Origin of the sequence: Kineococcus sp. GCM10028916 (genome assembly GCF_042674865.1) — a bacterium.
Lineage (GTDB): Bacteria > Actinomycetota > Actinomycetes > Actinomycetales > Kineococcaceae > Kineococcus.
This window is the reverse complement of record NZ_JBHTFM010000003.1, coordinates 815,938-833,388: the sequence shown is the minus strand read 5'-3', so window position 1 is coordinate 833,388 and position 17,451 is coordinate 815,938. Positions and strand designations below refer to the sequence as shown.

Here is a 17,451-nt window from a genome sequence, read left to right as displayed (position 1 = left end):
TCCGGTACCCGGTCCATCGTCCCTGAGGTGATCGACCGGCCGGATGCTGTCCTGGAGGAACTACCCCTGGACGGCGGAACCCACACCCGGGGGCGTCACGCGCTGAGCGGGCGGGCCACCGGGCCGGCCAGCACGTCCTGGATGTCCTCCAGCGCCAGCGGACGGCAGTACAGGTGACCCTGGGCGAGCTGGCAGCCCATCTCGCGCAGGATCTCGGCCTGCTCCACGTGCTCGACGCCCTCGGCCACGATCGTCAGGCCCAGCGCCTGGCCCATCTTGACCATGCCCTCGACCAGCGCGCGGGCGGTGGGTTCGGTCGCGATGTCCCGGACGAAGCTGCGGTCGATCTTGAACGAGGAGAACGGCCGGTGCCGCAGGTAGCCGAGCGAGGAGAAACCCGTCCCGAAGTCGTCGATGGTGAGCTGGGCGCCCGTCTCGGCGAGGTCGCGCAACCGGCCGACGGTGTCGTCGTCGATCATGACGCTCTCGGTCATCTCCAGGTGCAGCCGGCAGCCGCTGGACGCCGTCTGCCGCACCGCGGCGGCCACCCGTTCGGTGAAGTCGGGGTGGCGCAGCTGCACGGGCGAGACGTTGACCATCAGGTCGAGACGACGCCCGGCGTGCTGCTGGATCGCTGCGGAGTCCCGGGCGACCTGGCGCAGCACCGAGTCGCCGATGGCCACGACGGTGCCGGAACGTTCGGCCAGGCCGATGAACTCGTCGGGGCCGACGAGGGGCTCGACCGCTCCACCCCGGTCGCGCCGCCAGCGGACGAGCGCCTCGAGCCCGACGATCCGGCTCGCGGGGTCGACGCTGTGCAGGTCCACGATCGGCTGGTAGTGCACGACGAAGGCCTCGGCCGGCGCCTGCTGGAGGTCCTCGATGACCTGCAGGCGGGCGATCTCCTCCTCCAGCAGCTCCGGGCGGAACTCCACCCAGCGGTTCTTGCCGGTGGCCTTCGCCCGGTACATGGCGGTGTCGGCGTTGCGCAGCAGGGTGCCGACGTCGTCGCCGGGACGGGCGCGGGAGAGGCCGATGCTGCCCTGGACGCGCAGGACGTGCCCGCGCATCCGGACCTCGACGCGCAGGGCCACGAGGACCCGGCGGCACAGGCCCTCGACGTCGAGGCAGTCGGGCAGCAGGACCGCGAACTCGTCGCCGCCGAGACGGGCGACGGTGCTGCCCCCGCGCAGGGTGTCGCGCAGGCGGGAACCGACCAGGCGGAGGAGTTCGTCGCCGGCGTCGTGGCCGAAGCGGTCGTTGACCCCCTTGAAGCCGTCGAGGTCGAGGTAGAGGACGACGAGCCGGTCGAGGCGTTCGGCCGCCCGCGCGCGCTCGAGCTCCTGGGCGAGGCGTTCGGAGAACTGCAGCCGGTTCGGCAGGCCGGTGACGACGTCGCGGCGGGCGAGCCCGTGCATCTCCTCACTGGCGCTGACGCGGAAGAACGCGGCCTCGCCGACGGAGGCCAGGGCCTCCAGCGCCTTCTCGTCGGAGGCGCGCTGGGTGGAGTCCCGGCGACGGGGGGCGGTGATGTAGAGCACGACGCCGTCGCCGGCGACGACGGGGACACCGATCTCGTCCTCGCCCGGTCCGACCGAGCGCACCATCGCGGCGGGGGTGCCGGCGACCATCCGGGCGTGCTTCTGCAACGCGCGGGCGAGGTCGGCGCGCCGACCCTGGGTGTGCAGGGCGGTGGCGGCCTCGAAGAGCGCCTCGCTGCGCCGGGCGACGTCACGGGTCATGCGCATGGCGCGGGTGGCCACCATCGTCACGATCATCGGGATGACCAGCAGCACGGCCGCCCACGGCTCGAGGCGGGACTCGACGAGTCCACCGAGGTAGCCGAGCCCACCGACGGCGACGCTGGTGCCGACGGCCAGCCAGGCCCCCGTGTGCAGCAGTTCGGCCTTGATCGAGGTCCGTTCCTGGATCGCGACCGAGACGGCGGAGACGGCGACGTCCAGGACGAAGACGGCGACGACGGCGGCCGCGACGGCGAGGAGTTCCGCGCCGGTCATGTCGAGCCGGATGGCCCGGGGCTCACCCGCATCGCTGCTGAGCCGGTTGGCCGCTCCACCGGCGTGGAGCAGCTGCAGGACGAGCAGGGCCGTCGGCAGGAAGAGGACGCCGATGCTCGCGTTGTAGACGCGGCTGACCCAGCTCTTCTTCTGCAGCAGGTTCGTGGGGATCACGCACAGGCACCAGGTGAGGGCCACGGTCACGGGGTCGGCGAAGCAGAGCAGGAAGATCAGCACACCGATGTCGAACTGGACCTCGATGCCCGCGTGACGGGTGTTGATCTGGAACGGGAACCGGGTCAGCAACTGCATCAGGGGCAGCCCGATGACCACGCAGAGGACGAGGTCCTTCCAGTCGGGTCCCCCGCCCGCCTGCCCGAAGTGGACGGCCGCGACCACGGTCGTGACGAGCGCCGCCAGGGTGACGACGCCGTCGTAGACCACGCTGGCCACCGGGCGACGGTCACGCACGCCACTGCTCATCCGTCACCTCCTCCAGCTCGCCAGGACGGGCCACATCCTGACACTCCGAGACCGCTTGGTCACGCTCGAAGGATGATCAGAAAATCGTTCCACCTGAACGGAGCAGCTCAACACCGCCCCCGACCTGCGCAGACTCACACACAGCAAGGATTACGGTACGCCGAGTAGTTTTCTCCGGAGCACCGACCCGGGCTCTACCCTGCGCTCGTGCGTGCGCTGCGTCCCCTGCCCGTCCCCCCCGGGGACGCCGTCCTCGAGCTGCTGCCCCTGCTGGCCACCGCTCTCGCCGGCGAGCTCCCCGACGCCCTGCACCCGCACGCGGCCGGCACCGGCCCGCACCCCTCGCTGCGCACCGGGACCCCCCTGGCCACCGGCGAGGACGACCCGGACGACCCCACGGCCGTCGTCGTCGCGACGTCCGGCTCCACCGGGACCCCCAAGGGCGCGCTGCTGCCGGCGGGCGCGCTGCGGGCCTCCGCCGCCGCCACCGCGCGGCGCCTCGCCCCCGGCGAGGGTCGCCAGCAGTGGGTCCTGGCCCTGCCCGCCCACCACATCGCCGGTCTGCAGGTCCTGCTCCGCTCCGTCCGGGCCGGCACCGAGCCCGTCGTCCTCGCCCCGGGCCCCTTCACGGCCGAGGCCTTCGTCGCCGCGACCGCCGCGACCACCGGGGCCCAGCTCCTCACCTCCCTCGTCCCGACCCAGCTCGTGCGCCTGCTCGACGCCGGTGAGGAGGCCCGCGCCGCCCTCGCCCGCTACCGCGCCGTCCTCGTCGGCTCGGCCGCCACCCCGACCGCCCTGCTCGAGCGGGCCCGGGCCGCCGGGGTCCGGGTCGTGACGACGTACGGCTCCTCGGAGACCAGCGGCGGGTGCGTCTACGACGGCGTCCCGCTGGCCGGGGTCGTCCCCGCGCTCGAGGACGGCCGGCTCACCCTCACCGGGCCGGTGCTGGCCCGCGGGTACCGCGGGATGCCCGGGCACCCCGCCTTCGCCGGGGGCGCCTTCCGCACCGACGACACCGCCGTCCTCGAGGGCGGCCGGGTCCGCGTGCTCGGCCGGGTCGACGACCTCATCACCACCGGCGGGCTGAAGGTGGCCCCGGGCCTGGTCGAGGAGGCGCTCACCGGGCTGGCGGGGGTGGGCGAGGTCGTCGTCGTGGGCGTCCCCGACCCCGAGTGGGGTCAACGGGTCGTCGCCGCGATCGTGGCGAGCGGGACGGCGCCGTCGCTGGAGCAGGTCCGGGCCCGGGTCAGCGCGGTCGTGGCCCGCCACGCCGCCCCCCGGCAACTGCTGCTGCTCGAGGAGCTCCCGCTGCGCGGGCCCGGCAAACCCGACCGCACCCGGCTGCGCGAACTCGCTGCCGGCTCGCCCTGACGGGAGCGCCCCGACGAGCGTGGCTGGTGGCCGGGCGCATCGGTGCGATCCTGGGTCATGCGCTCCGTCCTGCCGGCCCTCCTCGTCCTGGCGTTGACCGTCTACTGCGTCGTGAGCATCGTGCAGGCGCCGGACGGGGCGGTCCGCAACCTGCCGAAGTGGGGCTGGCTGCTGCTGGTGCTCTTCTTCCCCCTCGCGGGCGGACTGGCCTACCTCCTCGCCGGCCGACCGATCGGCCCCGCCGTGCACCCGCCCCGGCCCGCCCCGCGCGGCCCGGACGACGACGAGGACTTCCTGCGCAGGCTGTGACCGCGCGCGCGGGTGACCCGACGCGCCCCTCCACCGCTGCGCTTGGCACGATGGACCCTCGTGTCGGACCCCGCTGAACTGCCCCTCCCCTCCTCCCCCGTGACGCACCGACGCGCCACCCCCGCGCAGTGGGCCTCCGCGGCCCGTCCGCGCACGCTGCCCGCCGCCATCACCCCCGTGCTCGTCGGCACCGGGTCCGCCGCCGCCCTGGACGGGGTGGGCTGGCTCACCGCCGTCCTGGCCCTCGTCGTCTCCCTCGCCCTGCAGATCGGCGTCAACTACGCCAACGACTACTCCGACGGGATCCGCGGCACCGACACCGACCGGGTCGGCCCCTTCCGCCTCGTCGGGTCCGGGTCCGCCGAACCCCGGCACGTGCGGGACGCGGCCTTCCTCTGCTTCGCGCTCGCCGCGCTCGCCGGCCTCGTCGTCGTCGCCGTCTCCGGGCACTGGTGGCTGCTCCTCGTGGGGGCGGCCAGCGTCGCCGCCGCCTGGTACTACACCGGCGGCAAGCGCCCCTACGGCTACGCGGGCCTCGGCGAGGTCTTCGTCTTCGTCTTCTTCGGCCTCGTCGCCGTGATGGGCACGACCTACGTCCAGGCCGGCCGCATCGACGCGACCTCCGTCGCGGGCGCGTTCTGCGTCGGCTTCCTGGCCTGCGCGATCCTCGTCGCCAACAACCTGCGCGACGTCCCCACCGACACCGTCGCCGGCAAGCGCACCCTGGCCGTCCGGATCGGCGAGGCGAACTCCCGCCGCCTCTACGCCGCGCTCGTCGTCGGGGCGTTCGTGGCGGCCCTGCTGACCGCGCCCCGGCACCCGTGGGTCCTCCTCGTCCTGCTCGCCGGGGTCTTCGCCCAGCGTCCGCTGCGGACCGTCCTGGGCGGCGCCACCGGCCGTGACCTCATCCCCGTCCTCAAGGGCACCGGCCAGCTGGAACTGCTGACGGGGGCGCTGCTGGCCCTCGGACTGGCGCTCTGAGCCCGCACCCGTCACAGTGCGCCCATGAGTGACAACCACGGCGCCATCGACGTCAGCGCCGACGGTGAGCACCGCTACGCCGCGGTCCTCACCACGGCGGCCGGGACCCGCACCGAACACCTGGTGACCTCCGACACCGCCCTGCTCGAGAAGCTGCAGGCGACCAGCGCGGACGAGCCCTTCCTGGTCCGCCGCGTCCTCGAGGTGCTGCTGCAGGCCGAGGAGGCCGCCGAGGAGGCGGGCCACCTGCCGGCCCTGCCGACCGTCATCGACCTGACCGCGCTCGACGCCGAGCGGCCCGACCTGCTGGCGAGCATCCCGCTGCGCTGAGCGCCCGGGCCGACCGGGCGCCCGCGCCGCCGGCCCGGGTCAGCGGACCCCCAGCCGCCACAGCGTCAGGGCGACGTGGACGTCCAGCGCCCGCGGGCCCCGCCGCCAGTCCTCCCCCAGCAGCTCGCCCACCCGGGTCATCCGCTGCCGCACCGTGTTGGGGTGGACGTTGAGCGCCGACGCCACCGCCCGCACCTCCCCGTCGGCCCCGACCAGGGCCCACGCCGTCGCGGTGAGGTCGCTGCCGCGCCGCTCGTCGTGCTCCAGCAGCGGGCCGAGGCGCTCGCGGACCAGCGAGCGGGCGAAGGCGGAACCCGCCAGCCCCAGCAGCACCCCCGGCGTGCCGAGGGCGTCGACGTCGAGGGCCTCCCCGCTCCGCCCCAGCGCCTCCATCGCCCGCACGACGCCGCGCGCCTCGTCGTGGGCGGACAGGACCGCGGCCGTGGACGTCACCGCCCGGCTCGTCCCGATCGTCGGCGTCGCGCCCTGCGCCGCGAGCGCCGCCCGCAGCCGCCCCGGCACCGGGGAGCCCGCGGGCAGCAGCAGGCACAGGTGGTCCTCGTGACGGGTGACCAGCCCCGCCCCGCCCGGCACCACCGCGCGCGCCACGGCGTGCGCGGTGGTGCGGTCCTGGGGCCCGACGACGACGACGCTCACCACCGTCCCCGCGGCGACGTCGAGGCCGAGGCGCGCGGCCCGCGCCGCGAGCCCGGGGACCTGCGCCGCGCGCGGGCCCAGCAGGGCCAGCGCGACCTCCGTCTCCTGCCGGTGGGTCGACTCCGCCAGCGCGCGCTGGAACAGCAGGGCCGCGGTGAGGAAGGTCGCGGCCCGTTCCAGCAGCAGGCGCTCGCGGGTGGTGGGCGCCCCCTGCAGCAGGAGCGCCCCGAGCACGTCGCCGCCGGTGGTCGCGGCCACCAGGAGGCCCTCCCCGCCGCCGGGGACCGCCACCCCGCCACCGGCGCGGGCGGAGTCGCGGGCCGCGGCGCGCAGCGCGACCCGGTCCGGCGCGGGGTCGGGTGAGGTCGCGGCGAGGCGGTGGCCGTCGGCGTCGAGCACCACGACCTCCCCCGCGCAGCGCGCCCCGAGGACGAGGGCGATGGCCTGCGCGGGGTTCGCCTCGGCCAGGGCCCGGGAGAGCTCGACGTCGGCGGCGGTGAGCGCCTCCAGGGTGGCGACGTGCTCGAGGTTCTCCCGCTGCGCCTGGGCCAGGCGGGCCAGGGCGTCGGAGACCGCGGAGAACCTCCGCGCGTTCTCCAGCGCGACGGCGGCGTGGGAGCCGATGGCCTCCACGAGCGAGACGTCCTCGCGGGAGAAGTCCCACGGGCGGCGCTGGGCGACGAGCAGCGCCCCGATGACCCGGCCCTCCACCCGCAACGGGACGCCCATGATCGCCCGGACGCCTTCCCCGGCGACGCTGGAGTCGACCCCGGGCAGGTGGCTCAGGGAGGTGTCGGCGAGGTAGTCGCGCGTCCAGCGCGGGGAGTTGCCGGTGGCGACCGAGCCCAGCACGCCCGTCCCCAGCGGCATCCGGATGTTGCGGTAGGCGGCGGTGGCGACCCCGTCGGTCATCCGGATGAAGGTCTCCCCGGCCGCGTCGTCGTTGAGGCTGAGGTAGGCCATGTCGGTGCTGAGCAGGCTGCGGGTGCGGCGCACGATCGCCCCCAGCACGGCGTCCACGTCGCGCAGCGAGCTGAGGTCGGTGGCGGTGTCGTAGAGGACGCGCAGCAGCTGCTCGCGCCGGGCGGCCTCGCGCGCCCCGGCGGCCTCGGGGGACTCCGTCGTCACGGCCGGATCGTAGGCGGGGGGTGTGCTCGGGCACACCGCCGGGCCGTCACGGTGGAGCGGGGACCATCGCCGACGGGATGGTGCGCTGCCAGGGTGATCGCACCACCCACGACGAGCGAGGACGGTTGTCATGGCCAGCGAGATGAAGGTCCACGTGCTCTCCACCGGCGTCATGGAGACGGACCTGACCTGGTTGCTGCTGCAGGGCGGCACCACCATCAAGAGCCGCCACCAGCGCGAGGACCCGATCCCCTGGGGGGAGTGCCCCACCCACGCGGTGCTCATCGAGCACCCCGAGGGCCGGATCCTCTGGGACACCGGGGTCCCCCGGGACTGGGAGACGCGCTGGGCGCCCACCGGCTTCCACGACTTCTTCCCCGTGCAGGAGGACCCCGCGGGCCCCGGCTACCTGGACTCCTCCCTGGCCCAGCTGGAGCTGACCCCGGACGACATCGACGTCCTGGTCCTGTCCCACCTGCACTTCGACCACGCCGCGAACGCGTCGATGTTCACCAACCCGAAGACCCGCATCATCGCCAACGCCGCCGAGATCGAGGGGGCGCGCGCCATCGAGGGGTACTCGCAGGGCGCGCACATCGTCAGCGACTACGCCGATCTCGACCTGGAGGCGGTGTCCGGCGACGTGCAGCTCGTCGACGGCGTGCACCTCATCGAGACCCCCGGCCACACCTGGGGGACGATGTCGCTGCGGGTCGACCTGCCGAACGACGGCACCAAGATCTTCACCTCCGACGCCGTCTACCTCGGCGCGAGCTGGGGACCGCCCGCGACGGGTGCGGCGATCGTGTGGGACAACCTCGCCTGGCTGGAGTCGGTGGCGAAGCTGCGCGGCATCGCCGAGGCGACCGGCGCCGAGGTGGTCTTCGGCCACGACGCCGAGCAGCGGAAGTCGCTGCGACTCGCCCCCGACGGCTACTACTCCTGAGGCGGCGGACATGATCATCGTCGACCTCGTCTGCGACCAGGGGCACCGCGCCGAGACGGCCCTGCCCTCGATGTTCTCGCCCAACCCCGGCTGCGCGACGTGCACCGCGCCCACCTGGCGGCGCCCGCCGGGACTGCGGGTGACCCGCCCCGCCGACCCGGGCCCGTCCCGCGAGCAGATGCCGCGCACCTGGCGCGCCACCGGTGGCGGCGACGCCCAGACCGTCCGGCACTGGCACGACGTGGCGCGCCGCCGGGAGGCGCTGGAGGAGAAGCACCCGGAGCTGGCCGGGGACCGCCGCCCGGTGCTGGCCCACGAGGGACTGTTCGCCGGGGCGCCGCTGCGCGCCGGGGACGACGTCGCCGCCGCCGTCGCGGCCCGGGTGACCGCGACCCGCCCGGCCGGGGAGGCGTCGTGAGGATCCGCGGAGCGGTGCTGGAGGAGATCGGGCGCGAACGCCCCTACGCCGCGAGCCGGCCGCTGACCATCAGCGAGCTGGAGCTGTCCGACCCCGGGCCCGGCGAGGTCCTGGTGCGGATGGAGGCGGCGGGGCTCTGCCACTCCGACCTCAGCGTCGTCGACGGCAACCGGGTCCGCCCGGTGCCGATGCTGCTGGGGCACGAGGCGGCCGGTCGCGTCGAGGCCCTCGGCCCCGGCGTCGAGGACCTGCGCGTCGGCCAGCGCGTCGTCATGGTCTTCCTGCCCCGCTGCGAGGAGTGCGCCGGCTGCGCCACCGACGGGCGGATGCCCTGCGCGCCGGGGACGGCGGCCAACAACGCCGGGGAACTGCTGGGCGGCGGTACCCGCCTGCACCGCGACGGCGAACCCGTCGCCCACCACCTGGGCGTCTCGGCCTTCGCCACCCACGCCGTCGTGGACCGCCGCTCGGTGGTCGCGGTACCCGACGAGGTCCCGCCCGAGGTCGCCGCCGTGCTCGGTTGCGCCGTCCTCACCGGCGGGGGCGCCGTCGTCAACGCCGGGGCGTGGGCGCCGGGGCAGACCCTCGCCGTGGTCGGTCTCGGCGGGGTGGGGATGGCCGCCCTGCTCACCGCGGTCGGGCTGGGTCACGGCCCCGTCGTGGGCGTCGACGCGGTGCCGGCGAAGCTGGAGCGGGCGCTGGCGCTGGGGGCCGCGGCGGCGTGGTCACCGGCCGACGCGCTGGCGGCCGGGGTCAGCGCTGACGTCGTGGTGGAGGCCGCGGGACACCCGAAGGCCTTCGAGACCGCCGTGGAGCTGACCGCCCCGGGCGGTCGGACGGTGACGGTGGGCCTGCCCAGCCCTACCGCCCGCTCCTCGATCTCCCCGCTGGGGCTGGTCGCGCAGGCCCGCAGCATCGTCGGCAGCTACCTCGGCTCGGCCGTCCCCGCGCGCGACGTCCCCCGCTACGCACAGCTCTACCTGGACGGGGCCCTGCCCGTGGAGGAACTGGTGACGCGCCGGATCGCCCTCGACGACGTCAACGAGGCCCTCGACGAGCTCGCGGAGGGGCGGGCCGTGCGGCAGGTGATCGTCTTCGACTAGACGCACGAGCGCCCCGCCGGGAGTCCCGGCGGGGCGGTCGGGGAGGCAGTCAAAGGGAGGGCAGCCCCGGCGGTTCAGTCCTCGGCGGCGTTGTCCTCGTCGAGGCCGCGGCGGAACCGCGACGTCGTCCCGGTGCCGTTCTGCCGGGAGTCGATCCGGCCGTCGATGCGTCGCTGCAGCGCCTCGGCCATCTGCTCGCGCTGGCGGCGCAGCAGGAGCAGCGACAGCAGGACCGAGACGACGGCCGCGATGAGCAGCGCCAGCCACCCCACGGCCCCCACGGCGCGCGCCACGATGAGGCAGACGGCGAAGATGCCGAGCCGCAGGGCGGTGTAGCGCAGCGTCACCCCACCCACCGCTCAGACCCCCGCGTAGGAGTGCAGGCCGGGGAAGAAGATGTTCACCACGAGGTAGTTGAAGAGCATGCAGGCGAAGCCGAGGACCGAGAGCCAGGCGGCACGGCGGCCGTTCCAGCCCCGGGTCGCGCGGGCGTGCAGGTAGGTGGCGTAGACGACCCAGATGACGAACGTCCACACCTCCTTGGAGTCCCAGTTCCAGTAGCGGTTCCAGGCGACCTGGGCCCACACGGCACCGGCGATGAGGGTGAACGTCCACATCACGAACGCGACGGCGTTGAGGCGGAACGCGGTGCGCTCCAGCTCCACCGACCCGGGGAGGGCGTCCATGAAGACCCCGCCGGGACGCCCGCCGGCGGCCTTCACGCGGTCCCGCTTCTCCTGGACCAGCTGCAGCACCGTCGCGGAGAAGCCGAGGGTGGAGAGCGCGGTCGCCAGGATCGCGACGAAGACGTGGATGATCAGCCAGTAGCTGTCGAGCGCGGGGACGAGCTGGGCGGCCTGGACGTAGAACGAGCGCAACGCGATCCCGAGGGTCGCGAGGATCGGCCCGGTGACGAAGGTGCCCAGGTAGCGGGCGTCGCGGCCCCCGCCCAGGCCCGCGCGGTGCGCGCGCCCGACGGCGACGAGGTAGCCGAGGGCCACGATGAGGGTGCCGGTGAGGGCGAACTCGAACATGTTGCCCCAGGGCACCCGGTGCACCGAGACCCCGCGGGAGACGACCGCGCCCAGGTGCAGCAGGGTCGCGACGGTGAACAGCGAGGTCCCCACCGCGGCCGCGCGACGACGCCGGGCCGCGACGGGCTTCTCCAGGGTGGTCGTGCCGGCCCCGCCGGCCCCGCCGGCCGTAGCGGTGGCGGCGCTGCGCCGGGCCTCGCGCGCCTTGATGACCTGGCCGCCCTCGGCGAGGTCGGCGGCGTAGGCGATGAAGGAGAAGAGGTAGGCGCTCATCGCGCCGTAGAGCAGCACGTTGCTGATCTGGGCGACGTTCTCGTCGACGGTCACGGGGTCTCCTCGGGAGCGTGCACTGAAGGCTCATGGTCCCCCACCGGGGGGTCTGCTGGCGATTCGCCGGGAGGCTCGGGCTCACCGAGGACCTCGCGCAGGCGCGCCAGGACGCCGTCGACCTCCTCGGCCAGACCCGCGTCGTTGCCGCGGGCCAGACCACCCACGGTGACGACGGTGCCCGCCGCCCCTGACTCACTGCTGCGGACGGCCTTCACCCATACCCGGCGTCGCGGCAGGAACAGCGACAGGATCAGCCCGAGCGTGGCCAGCAGCGCGAAGACGAGCGCCGCGCTCTGACCCGGGGTGGAGCGGACGTCGAGGGAGGCGAAGCGCTCGATGCCCTGGAACTCGACGGAGCCGAGCCCGTTCGGCAGCTGGACCGTCTGTCCGGGGGCCATCGTCAGCGCCACGGCCTGGCCGTCGTCCCCGACGACCTGGGTCATCGCGCTGGTGTCGAGGGTGTAGACGTTCTGCGCGACCCCGCTGTCGATCCCCAGGTCGCCGGTCCAGACCTTCGCGATGAGGACCGGGTTGACGGTGTCCGGGAACTTGGAGACCGGCGTGCCGGCCGCGTCGGTGGTGGCCGTCGGCAGGAACACGCCCTGGACCGCCAGCTGCACCGGGGCCCCGTTCGCGTCGACGGCGTCCGGCACCTTCACGACGCCGGTCGAGTCGTAGTTCGCGGTCTGCGGCAGGAACGGCGTCGGGCCGTCGGCGACGACGTCGCCCTTCCCGTCGCGGACGACGATGACCGGGGCGTAGCCGTTGCCGGACAGCGAGATCTGGGTCTGCCCGACCTTCGCCGGGTGGTTGACCTTGATCGTCTCCTTCTTCGGCGTCGCCCCCGGTTCGTCGGTCAGCGTGACGTTCGCCGCGAACGTCCGCGGTTCACCGATCTGCGACGTCTGCTGCGCCTCGAAGGACACGTCCATGGAGTCCAGCGACAGCGTGAACGGCGGGACGTCGTCCTCGCTCGTCCCGACCCCGCCGCTGAAGCTGTCGAACGTGGTGCCGACCATCGTGCCGCCGACGGTCACGAGGCGCTGGCCGGAGTAGGAGAACAACGAGCTCGACGCGACCGAGAGCAGCAGGCCGACCAGGGACAGGTGGAAGAGCAGGTTCCCGCTCTCGCGGTGGTGGCCCTTCTCGGCCGCGACCGACCCCTCGCGGCGGTCGACGCGGAAGTGCCGCTTCGCCAGCACCGTCCGGGCGGCGGCGAGGACCTCCTCGGGGGCGGAGCCCACCGTCGAGCCGCGGTGCTCGGGCAGGCGTTCCAGCCGCGACGGGGTCCGCGGCGGCCGGGACCGCAACGCCTTGAGGTGCACACCCGCCCGCGGCAGCACGCAGCCGACGAGGGAGATGAACAGCAGCAGGTAGACCGCGGAGAACCAGACCGAGGAGTAGACGTGGAAGCCCTGCAGCCGCTCCACCCACGGGTAGGCCGTGGGGTGGTCGACCTCCCACTGCGCCACGGCGGTGGGGTTGTTGTTCTGCTGCGGGAACGTCGAGCCGGGGACGGCCGCGACGGCCAGCAGCATGAGCAGGAACAGCGCCGTGCGCATGCTCGTCAGCTGCCGCCAGCAGTAGCGCAGGAACTCCAGCGGCTTCAGCTCCGAAGCGAGCTGCGGTTCCTTGCGCTTGCGGCGCCGGGGTGGGGTGACGCCCTCGGCGGTGTCGTTGTCGCGGTAGGCGTCGCGGAGGTCGTCGAGGTGGGTCTCATCGGTACGGGGCATCAGATCACCGGCTGGAAGTTGGAGACGAGGTGGAACTGCACCCAGCTGACCAGCGGCTGGAACTGCTGGGTGACCAGCAGCACCCCGATGGCGATGAGCAGCAGCGCCCCGAAGCGGTCGAGGGCGACGCGGTGGCGGCGCAGGACACCGAGGACGCGCATCCCGCGCCCGTAGGCCAGGGCCACGAGGATGAAGGGGATGCCGAGGCCCAGGCAGTAGACGAGTCCGAGGCCCGTGGCGCGGGTGCCGTTGCCCGTGGTGAACGCCATCGCGGAGATCGCCGCGAAGATCGGGCCGATGCAGGGCGTCCAGCCGATCCCGAACAGGAAACCCAGCACGGGGGCCCCGAGGAGTCCCGCCCGCGGCCGCCAGCGGACCTTCACCTCGCGCTGGGCCCACAACGGCGTGAACAGCAGCAGCAGACCGCCGAACAGGACCACCGCACCGAGCACGCGCTGCAGGCCCCGCTGGTACTCGACCAGGAGGTCTCCCACGGCACCCGCCGTGAAGCTGATGAGGACGAAGACGACGGAGAACCCGAGCACGAACAGCAGGGCCCCGAGGAACATCCGCCCGCGGCGCTGCTTCTCGAGGTCTCCCCCGGACAGCCCGGTCACGTAGGCGAGGAACCCCGGTACGAGCGGCAGGACGCACGGGGACAGGAACGACACCAGTCCCGCCAGCGCCGCCAACGGGACCGCCAGCAGCAGCGGCCCGGTCTGCACGTACTCGGGAAGGGTCACGCAGGGGCCCCCGTCGCCGTGGGCGTCGTCCCGTCCGTGGGGGCGGGGGTCGCGCCGGCGTCGTCGAGCATCCCGGTCAGCGTCGACGTCGACACGATCCCCGAGACCCGGGACGCGACGCGACCCTCGGGGTCGAGCACGAGCGTCGTGGGCGTCGCCTGCGGCGAGTACGTCCGCAGCGCGAGCATCGCCGCTCCGGACTTCGCGTCCAGGATCGAGGGGAACGTGATCGAGTGCGACCGCTGGAACGAGGCGGCGACGTCGGCGGTGTCGTAGGTGTTGATGCCGAGGAACTGCACGTCGCGGCCCGAGTACTGCTGCCAGACCGCCTCGAGGTCGGGTGCCTCGGAGCGGCAGGGCGCGCACCCGGCGAACCAGGTGTTCAGGACGACGACCTTGCCGCGGTAGTCGGCGAGGTCGACGGTGTCGCCGTCGACCGTCGTCCCGCTGAACTCGACCGGCTCCTTGCGCTCGTCGGCCTTCCACTGCACGTAGGAGCCGTCGCCCTCGATGAAGTTCGACCCCTCGGACTTCGGCAACCCGTCACCGCCCGAGCACGCGGCCAGGCCCAGCGTCGACAACGCCGCCATCCCGAACGCCCTGCGCGAGAGGGTCATCACGCCCCCGGGATCGGGTCGGCGCCGAGCAGCAGGTCGGCGGCGGGTTCGGTGTAGGAGACCGAGACGAGCGTGCGACCGGAGAACTCCAGCGACGTCACCGAGGCCAGGTTGCACTGCCGCCTGCGCGGGTCGTGGAACAGCGGGCGCTGCTCGGCCCGCAGCCGCGTCACCCACACCGGCAGCTGGTGGCTGACCAGCACGGACTCCCGGCCCGGGAACGCGTCCCGGACGTCGCGCACCACGGCGCTCATCCGCGCGACCTGCTGCTCGTACGGTTCACCCCAGCTGGGCTGGAACGGGTTCCACAGCCGCGGCCACACCCGCGGGTCGCGGATCGAGCCGCGCCCGTCGGTGACGCGGTGTCCTTCGAAGGAGTTCCCGGCCTCGATGAGCCGGGCGTCCGTCCCGAGGGCGAGGCCGTGGTGCTGCGCCGTCGGCGTCGCGGTCTCCTGGGCCCGCTGCAACGGCGAGGCCGTCACCGAGGCGACGTCGTGGTCGGCGAAGAACTCCCCCAGCCGCGTCGCCATCGCCTGACCGCGGTCGGAGAGGCGGAAGTGCGGCAACCGGCCGTAGAGGACGCGGTCGGGGTTGAAGACCTCGCCGTGGCGGACGAGGTGGACGGTCGTCCTGCCCTGCGTGCCGGTCACAGCGAACCCGCCCCCTCCGCCGCGGCGCGCGCCGCCGCCGGCAACGCCTCGACGATCCGCCCGAGCGCGGTCTCGTCGTGGCTCGCCGAGAGGAACCACGCCTCGAAGGCGCTCGGCGGCAGGTGGACGCCCTGGTCGAGCATCGAGTGGAAGAAGCCGCGGAAGGCCCCCAGGTCCTGCTGACGGGCCTCGTCGTAGTTCGTGACCGACTCCCGCTCGGTGAAGAAGACGCTGAACATCGACCCCGCCGTGTTTACCAGGTGCGGGACGCCCGCGGCGGACAGGGCGGCGCTCGCGGCCTCGCGGACCGTCGTCGCGGCGGCCTCGACCGCGGCGTAGACCGCGGGGGTGCAGGCGCTCAGCGTGGCGAGACCGGCGGCGGTCGCGACGGGGTTCCCGGACAGCGTGCCCGCCTGGTAGACGGGACCGGCGGGAGCGAGGTGGGCCATGACGTCGGCGCGACCGCCGAACGCGGCGGCGGGGAAGCCACCGCCCATGACCTTGCCGAAGGTCAGCAGGTCCGGGGCGTGCTCGAGGCCGAGGCCCTCGAAGCCGTACCAGCCCGCCGCGCTGACGCGGAAGCCCGTCATGACCTCGTCGGAGACGAGCAGCGCGCCGTGCTCACGGGTGATCCGGCGCAGCTCGGCCGTGAAGCCGGGCTGCGGGCGGACGACGCCCATGTTCCCGGCGGCCGCCTCGGTGATGACGCACGCGATGCGGTCCCCGTGCTGCCGGAAGACCTCCGCGAGCGCCTCGGTGTCGTTGTAGGGCAGCACGATCGTGTCCCCGGCGGCGGTCCCCGTCACCCCCGGGGTGTCGGGCAGCGCGAAGGTCGCCAGCCCCGACCCGGCCGAGGCCAGCAGGGCGTCGACGTGACCGTGGTAGTGCCCGGCGAACTTCACGATCACCGGGCGTCCGGTGAACCCGCGGGCGAGGCGGATCGCGCTCATCGTGGCCTCGGTGCCGGAGCTGACCAGGCGCACCTGCTCGACGGGCTCGACGCGGGCGACGATCGCCTCGGCGAGCATCACCTCGCGCTCGGTCGGGGTGCCGAAGGAGAACCCCTGGCGCGCCGCCGCGTCGACCGCCGCGAGCACGTTCGGGTGCGCGTGGCCGAGGATCATCGGCCCCCAGGAGCAGAGCAGGTCGACGTACTCGCGACCGTCGGCGTCGGTGAGGTAGGGACCCCGGGCCGAGGCGATGAACCGCGGGGTCCCGCCGACGGCGCGGAAGGCCCGCACGGGCGAGTTCACGCCGCCGGGGATGACGGCGGAGGCCCGCTCGAAGAGGGCGGCGGAAACGGGCGCGGCAGGGCTCGTCGGGGCAGGCGTCGGCGCGGTCACGGGCCCCAGTGTCGCAAGGTTCGCGGGATGCGGTCGCCCCAGGGGCGGCTACGACGGCGTGTCGGAGGTCGAGGTGACCGACCTCACGTCCGGTCACCCAGCACCCACGTGGGTGACGCGTCGCCCGCGCGGAGGGGACGGTCAGGTCCACCACAGGTACCAGCCGTCGCGACCGGTCCGCCGGCACGTGCGGCGCCGGACGACGTGCGGGCTGCGCGTGGCGTCGTCGAGGCCGAAGGAGGCCTGCACGGAGGCCCAGAAGGCCTGGCACTCGCAGCCGTTCTCCGTGCAGCACGAGTCGTCGTCGACCAGCCGGAACTCGTCGAGCTCGGGGTGGTCGTAGACCACGATCCCCTCGGCGGTGATGCGCTCGTCCTCCCGCGAGGGCGGGACGAGGTAGCCGTGCACCTCGACCTCGCGCGGGTGCCCGACCGCGGCCACCAGCACCGACCCCAGCGACGGGGCGTCGTTCTGCTTGTCGGCCAGCTGCCCGGCCGGCAGCCGCTGCAGGAGCTGGGCGGCGGCCGTCCACGGCAGGTCGCGGTAGCGGACGATGTCGCGGCCGTCGGCGGGCCGGCCGAGGACGTGGGGCTCGAGCACGTCGAGGAGGTCCAGCGTCCAGCTCGGCCCGCCGTCGGCGAGCCGGACCCAGCAGTCCGCGAGCGTCTCGTGCGGGAGGGCGGAGGGGAGGTCGATCAGCGTGCGTGGGCTCGGGTGGATCGTCATGCGCAGAGCCTGCGACGGGCGAGGCACCGGCTCGGGTCCGCGAGCCCGCGCTGTGGACGACCGAGCGCCCCCGAGGCCCTGTGGAGACGGCGGCGTCAGGACCAGCTGGGCGCGTCCGCCAACGGCTGGTTGAAGCGGAGCTGGTTGCCGGAGGGGTCGCGGACGCCGAAGTCGCGGACCCCGTACTGCTGGTCGACGGGCTCCTGGAGGATCTCCGCGCCGGCGGCGGAGAGCTTGTCGTGCAGGGCGTCGACGTCGTCGGTGGTGAAGATGAGACGCGAGACGAGGCCCTTGACGAGGAGCTCCGCGATGGCCTCGCGGTCGGCGGGCGACGCGTCCGGCCAGGACTGCGGGGTCTCCAGGACGACGTGCACGTCCGGCTGGTCGGCGGGGGTGACGGTGACCCAGCGCATCCCCTCGTAGGAGACGTCCTGGGTCACCGCGAACCCGAGCAGGTCGCGGTAGAAGGTCAGGGCCTCGTCGTGGTCGTGGACGGTCAGGAGGACGCTGGAGAGGATCACCACGTCCACG

At 74.1% G+C, this 17,451-nt stretch carries 18 protein-coding genes; 7 read left to right on the top strand and 11 right to left on the bottom strand.

Going from position 1 to position 17,451, the window contains the following annotated elements; translation table 11 throughout:
• Positions 1 to 95: 95 nt before the first annotated feature.
• Positions 96 to 2,501 carry a putative bifunctional diguanylate cyclase/phosphodiesterase gene (locus ACFQ46_RS06535; protein WP_380258301.1) on the bottom strand — a complete coding sequence of 802 codons (2,406 nt, stop codon included), beginning with the start codon at positions 2,499 to 2,501 and terminating at the stop codon, positions 96 to 98.
• A gap of 207 nt (positions 2,502 to 2,708) precedes the next feature.
• Between ACFQ46_RS06535 and menE the strand changes: the two genes are divergently transcribed.
• The 4 genes from menE to ACFQ46_RS06515 are packed head-to-tail and all read left to right on the top strand — an operon-like array spanning position 2,709 to position 5,492.
• Positions 2,709 to 3,872 (top strand): o-succinylbenzoate--CoA ligase, encoded by a 1,164-nt coding sequence (gene menE, locus ACFQ46_RS06530; protein ID WP_380258299.1) that lies wholly within the window; start codon positions 2,709 to 2,711, stop codon positions 3,870 to 3,872.
• 57 nt (positions 3,873 to 3,929) lie between these two features.
• Positions 3,930 to 4,181 carry a PLD nuclease N-terminal domain-containing protein gene (locus ACFQ46_RS06525; protein ID WP_380258297.1) on the top strand — a complete coding sequence of 84 codons (252 nt, stop codon included), beginning with the start codon at positions 3,930 to 3,932 and terminating at the stop codon, positions 4,179 to 4,181.
• A 60-nt stretch (positions 4,182 to 4,241) separates the two neighbouring features.
• Positions 4,242 to 5,162: a 1,4-dihydroxy-2-naphthoate polyprenyltransferase gene (locus ACFQ46_RS06520; RefSeq protein ID WP_380258295.1), complete on the top strand. Its 921-nt coding sequence runs from the start codon at positions 4,242 to 4,244 to the stop codon at positions 5,160 to 5,162.
• A 24-nt stretch (positions 5,163 to 5,186) separates the two neighbouring features.
• Positions 5,187 to 5,492 (top strand): hypothetical protein, encoded by a 306-nt coding sequence (locus tag ACFQ46_RS06515; protein WP_380258293.1) that lies wholly within the window; start codon positions 5,187 to 5,189, stop codon positions 5,490 to 5,492.
• 39 nt (positions 5,493 to 5,531) lie between these two features.
• On the opposite strand, the gene ACFQ46_RS06510 is transcribed toward ACFQ46_RS06515, so the two are convergent.
• Positions 5,532 to 7,277: a helix-turn-helix domain-containing protein gene (locus tag ACFQ46_RS06510; RefSeq protein WP_380258292.1), complete on the bottom strand. Its 1,746-nt coding sequence runs from the start codon at positions 7,275 to 7,277 to the stop codon at positions 5,532 to 5,534.
• A gap of 130 nt (positions 7,278 to 7,407) precedes the next feature.
• On the opposite strand from ACFQ46_RS06510, the gene ACFQ46_RS06505 reads away from it, so the two are divergent.
• Genes ACFQ46_RS06505 through ACFQ46_RS06495 form a run of 3 tightly spaced genes read left to right on the top strand, consistent with a single transcriptional unit; the run spans position 7,408 to position 9,744 of the window.
• Positions 7,408 to 8,223: an N-acyl homoserine lactonase family protein gene (locus tag ACFQ46_RS06505; protein WP_380258290.1), complete on the top strand. Its 816-nt coding sequence runs from the start codon at positions 7,408 to 7,410 to the stop codon at positions 8,221 to 8,223.
• A gap of 10 nt (positions 8,224 to 8,233) precedes the next feature.
• Positions 8,234 to 8,641: a zinc ribbon domain-containing protein gene (locus ACFQ46_RS06500; RefSeq protein ID WP_380258288.1), complete on the top strand. Its 408-nt coding sequence runs from the start codon at positions 8,234 to 8,236 to the stop codon at positions 8,639 to 8,641.
• Positions 8,638 to 9,744, top strand: a complete 1,107-nt coding sequence (locus tag ACFQ46_RS06495) for an alcohol dehydrogenase catalytic domain-containing protein (RefSeq protein ID WP_380258286.1) — start codon at positions 8,638 to 8,640, stop codon at positions 9,742 to 9,744. The genes ACFQ46_RS06500 and ACFQ46_RS06495 overlap by 4 nt, the downstream gene beginning before the upstream one ends.
• Positions 9,745 to 9,818: 74 nt before the next feature.
• Here ACFQ46_RS06495 and ACFQ46_RS06490 read toward each other — a convergent pair whose 3' ends face one another.
• From ACFQ46_RS06490 to ACFQ46_RS06450, 9 genes are all read right to left on the bottom strand, one after another.
• A complete protein-coding gene (locus tag ACFQ46_RS06490) occupies positions 9,819 to 10,091 on the bottom strand; it encodes a DUF4229 domain-containing protein (RefSeq protein WP_380258285.1) in 273 nt (90 codons plus the stop codon).
• A 12-nt stretch (positions 10,092 to 10,103) separates the two neighbouring features.
• Positions 10,104 to 11,105 (bottom strand): c-type cytochrome biogenesis protein CcsB, encoded by a 1,002-nt coding sequence (gene ccsB, locus ACFQ46_RS06485; protein WP_380258283.1) that lies wholly within the window; start codon positions 11,103 to 11,105, stop codon positions 10,104 to 10,106.
• Positions 11,102 to 12,841, bottom strand: a complete 1,740-nt coding sequence (locus tag ACFQ46_RS06480) for a cytochrome c biogenesis protein ResB (RefSeq protein WP_380258281.1) — start codon at positions 12,839 to 12,841, stop codon at positions 11,102 to 11,104. Before ACFQ46_RS06480 ends, ccsB begins: the two co-directional genes overlap by 4 nt.
• Entirely contained in the window at positions 12,841 to 13,584 is a 744-nt protein-coding gene (locus ACFQ46_RS06475) for a cytochrome c biogenesis CcdA family protein (protein ID WP_380258279.1), read from the bottom strand. Before ACFQ46_RS06475 ends, ACFQ46_RS06480 begins: the two co-directional genes overlap by 1 nt.
• A complete protein-coding gene (locus ACFQ46_RS06470; RefSeq protein WP_380258459.1) occupies positions 13,581 to 14,201 on the bottom strand; it encodes a TlpA family protein disulfide reductase in 621 nt (206 codons plus the stop codon). The genes ACFQ46_RS06475 and ACFQ46_RS06470 overlap by 4 nt, the downstream gene beginning before the upstream one ends.
• Positions 14,201 to 14,851 (bottom strand): histidine phosphatase family protein, encoded by a 651-nt coding sequence (locus ACFQ46_RS06465; RefSeq protein WP_380258278.1) that lies wholly within the window; start codon positions 14,849 to 14,851, stop codon positions 14,201 to 14,203. Before ACFQ46_RS06465 ends, ACFQ46_RS06470 begins: the two co-directional genes overlap by 1 nt.
• Positions 14,848 to 16,194, bottom strand: a complete 1,347-nt coding sequence (hemL, locus tag ACFQ46_RS06460; RefSeq protein ID WP_380258276.1) for a glutamate-1-semialdehyde 2,1-aminomutase — start codon at positions 16,192 to 16,194, stop codon at positions 14,848 to 14,850. Before hemL ends, ACFQ46_RS06465 begins: the two co-directional genes overlap by 4 nt.
• 141 nt (positions 16,195 to 16,335) lie before the next feature.
• Positions 16,336 to 16,920: a hypothetical protein gene (locus ACFQ46_RS06455; RefSeq protein WP_380258274.1), complete on the bottom strand. Its 585-nt coding sequence runs from the start codon at positions 16,918 to 16,920 to the stop codon at positions 16,336 to 16,338.
• A gap of 95 nt (positions 16,921 to 17,015) precedes the next feature.
• Positions 17,016 to 17,444 carry a VOC family protein gene (locus ACFQ46_RS06450; protein ID WP_380258272.1) on the bottom strand — a complete coding sequence of 143 codons (429 nt, stop codon included), beginning with the start codon at positions 17,442 to 17,444 and terminating at the stop codon, positions 17,016 to 17,018.
• Positions 17,445 to 17,451 lie beyond the last annotated feature (7 nt).